Raw genomic sequence first — 3151 nt, 5'->3', positions numbered from 1 at the left:
GAGGTGCTCGGCGTGCGGCCGGAACATTTGACCGTCGATCCGAAATCCGGCGCCTGGAAGGGAACGGTGGTGCACGCCGAGCACCTCGGCGCCGACACCAACCTTTATCTCGATTGCGAGAAGGCCGGTCTGATTACCGTGCGGATTTTCGGTGTTTATGATGCCGAGCCGGGTGCGACGCTGTATGCGACGCCGGATCCGGGGAAGACGTATCGGTTTGGTGCGGATGGGAAAGTGCTGAAGTAGCGCGGCGGCGCACCCCCCTCACCCAGCCTCCGCTTCGCTCGGCTGACCTCTCCCCGAGGGGAGAGGAGATTGTCAGCGCCGCCGCTCACCTCTTCTCCCCAGCGGGGAGAAGGTGGCCGCGAAGCGGCCGGATGAGGGGGCAGCGCTGACCCCGAAATGTAGTGCCTACAAATCAGCCTTGAACGTCTGCTTCTGCTGGCCCAGGCCCTCGATTCCCAGCTCCACCACATCGCCGGCCTTCAAGAACACCGGCGGCTTCATGCCCAGCCCGACGCCGGGCGGCGTGCCGGTGGAGATGATGTCGCCGGGGTGCAGCGACATGAACTGGCTGAGATAGGAAACCAGATACTTGACGCCATAGACCATGGTCTTGGTCGAGCCGTTCTGCATCGTCTTGCCGTTGACCGTCAGCCACATTTTGAGGTTCTGCGGATCGGCCACTTCGTCCTTGGTTACCAGCCATGGGCCGGTCGGGCCGAACGTGTCGCAGCTCTTGCCCTTGGTCCACTGGCCCTGCCGCTCGGCCTGGAAGGCGCGCTCGGAGACGTCGTGGGCAACGCTATAGCCGGCAACATAGTCGAGCGCATCGGCCTCGCTGACATACTTGGCGGTTTTGCCGATGATTACGGCCAGTTCGACTTCCCAGTCGGTCTTCTCCGAGCCGCGCGGGATCAGCACGTCGTCATCCGGCCCGACAATGGCCGAGCTTGCCTTCATGAAGATGATCGGCTCCGGCGGCACGGTGGCGCCGGTTTCGGCGGCATGGTCGGAATAGTTGAGGCCGATGCAGATGAACTTGCCGGTGCCGGCAACGCAGGCGCCAAGGCGCGGGCTGCCGGAAACCGCCGGCAGCGACTTCGGATCGAGCTTGGCCAGTGCCGCCAGCGATGCCGGGTCGAGCGTCTTGCCGCCGATATCGGTGACGTGAGCGGAGAGATCACGGATCGTTCCATCCGCATCGAGCAGGCCGGGACGTTCGCTTCCCACCTCGCCATAGCGCAGCAGTTTCATCTAAATCCTTCTCCTGATTGCGGCCTCGTGGCCTTTTGCAAACTTTCCGCCAAGGCGATTGCGCCTTCAAGGAACCGGCGGACCGTACCCATCGACCTGACTACGGACAAGCGCGATCGCCATACAAGATAGCCGGCGCGCGGGATTTTCAGACTCTTCGATCCCCTGTCAAACGCCGGGAAAGGGCCAGATCGTCCGGCTCGGCAAGATTTCCGCAGTCAGATCGACCAGCCGCCATCGATATTGTAGGCCTGCCCTGACGTATAGGTGGCGCCGGCCAGATAGACGGCGAGATCCGCGATCTCCTCCGGCGTGCCGAGCCGGCCCATCGGCTGGCGGGCGATGAAGGCTGCGCGGGCGGCATCGTAGTCGCCTTGCGCGTGCATGCGGTCCTGCAGCGACGGGCTCTCGACCGTGCCGGGGCAGATGGCGTTGCAGCGTATACCCTTGCCGACATAGTCGGCGGCGATCGCCTTGGTCAGGCCGATGACGGCGGCCTTGGTCAGGCCATAGACGAAGCGGTTGGGCACGCCCTTGGTTGAACTGGCCAGCGAGGCCATGTTGATGATCGATCCGTCGCCGCGTTCCAGCATGCCGGGCAGCACGGCCCGGCTGGTGCGGATCATGGCGCGAACATTGAGATCCAGCGCGAAATCGAGATCGGCTTCCTTCATCTCGAGGATCGAGCCGGAATGGACGAAACCGGCGCAATTGAACAGAACGTCGACGACGCCGATCTCGGCAAAGGCGGCGTTGACGGCTTCGTCGTTGAGTACGTCCAGCTTGCGGGTCTTGATCCCCGGCGTCCTGGCGAGTTCCGCCAGCAGTGCCTCGTTGATGTCGGTGGCGTGGACGATGGCGCCAGCTTTTGCGAACGCCAGTGCGCTCGCCTTGCCGATGCCTTGCGCCGCTGCCGTGACGACAACGACCTTGCCTGCCAGATCCGACATACTGTTCTCCTCGTCCGCTGGGGATAGTCCGGGTCTACCTGCGGCTGGCCAAGGCGTCATGTGCCAGTCACGCGTGATCGTGCAGCCTGCGCCGTTGACCGTTCACTGATAAAGATGTTTTTTCTCGTTAAAGAACATCTGTCCGTGCGTCAAGCCCGAACACGATCTCGACAGCACCGGCGGGACATCAATCGCCGTAAGGCACCCAGACATTCTTGACCTCGACGGCGCGGCGCAGGAAGGCGTCGCCGGCGGCTTCGTCGGATGCCCAGTCGAGGCTGCGGCCATTGCCGCTCCAGACGCGCTTGAGGTTGCCGATGGACTCTGCCTCCGCCTTGGCGCAGGTCTCTGCGTCGGCGAACACCCAGAGCCCGTCGACATCGTCATGCTTGGCCAGCACGCCGGCAAGTTCGGCGCTGCGGCCGGTGACGATGTTGATGGCGCCTGAGGGAATGTCGGAATATTCGATGACCTGGTAGAGATCGGTGGCCAGCAGCGGGTAGCGCTCCGACGGCACCGCAACCACGGTGTTGCCCATGGCCAGCGCCGGTGCGACCAGCGAGATCAGACCGAGCAGCGGCGAGCTATCGGGGGCGACGATGCCGACGACGCCGACCGGTTCATGAAGCGCCAGCGTCACGGCACGCGCCGGCGGCTGGTGCACGCGGCCCTCGAACTTGTCGGCCAGACCGGCATAGAGGAACAGCCGTTCAATGGATTGTTCTACCTCTTCCCGCGCGGCCTTGGGCGTAGCGCCGGTCAATTCGGTGAGACGGGCGGCGAACTCGCCGGCACGGCCGGAAAGATTCTCGGCCAGATAATAGAGCACCTGGGACCTGTTATAGGCGGTCGCCTCCGGCCAGGCCTTGGCACCGCGGGCGGCAGAGACGGCATCGCGGATATCCTTGCGGCTGCCGAGCCCAACTTCGCCGGCAAGCTTGCCC

General features: G+C 64.1%; 4 protein-coding genes. 1 reads left to right on the top strand and 3 read right to left on the bottom strand.

Going from position 1 to position 3151, the window contains the following annotated elements; genetic code table 11:
• A partial coding sequence (locus EN964_RS30030) for a TOBE domain-containing protein (RefSeq protein WP_127277109.1) occupies positions 1–246 on the top strand: 246 nt, incomplete at its 5' end.
• A gap of 165 nt (positions 247–411) precedes the next feature.
• On the opposite strand, the gene EN964_RS30025 is transcribed toward EN964_RS30030, so the two are convergent.
• From EN964_RS30025 to EN964_RS30015, 3 genes are all read right to left on the bottom strand, one after another.
• Positions 412–1257 (bottom strand): fumarylacetoacetate hydrolase family protein, encoded by an 846-nt coding sequence (locus EN964_RS30025; protein WP_127271132.1) that lies wholly within the window; start codon positions 1255–1257, stop codon positions 412–414.
• Positions 1258–1475: 218 nt separating this feature from the next.
• Entirely contained in the window at positions 1476–2207 is a 732-nt protein-coding gene (locus EN964_RS30020; protein ID WP_127272470.1) for an SDR family oxidoreductase, read from the bottom strand.
• A 187-nt stretch (positions 2208–2394) separates the two neighbouring features.
• Positions 2395–3151, bottom strand: a 757-nt coding sequence (locus EN964_RS30015) for an aldehyde dehydrogenase family protein (RefSeq protein WP_127277107.1), incomplete at its 5' end; no start/stop codon positions are given.

It is taken from the genome of Mesorhizobium sp. M7A.F.Ca.CA.001.10.2.1 (genome assembly GCF_003998575.1).
In the GTDB taxonomy this organism is placed as follows: Bacteria; Pseudomonadota; Alphaproteobacteria; order Rhizobiales; family Rhizobiaceae; genus Mesorhizobium.
Note: the sequence above shows the minus strand (reverse complement) of the source record. Positions and strands in the feature narration are given on the sequence as shown.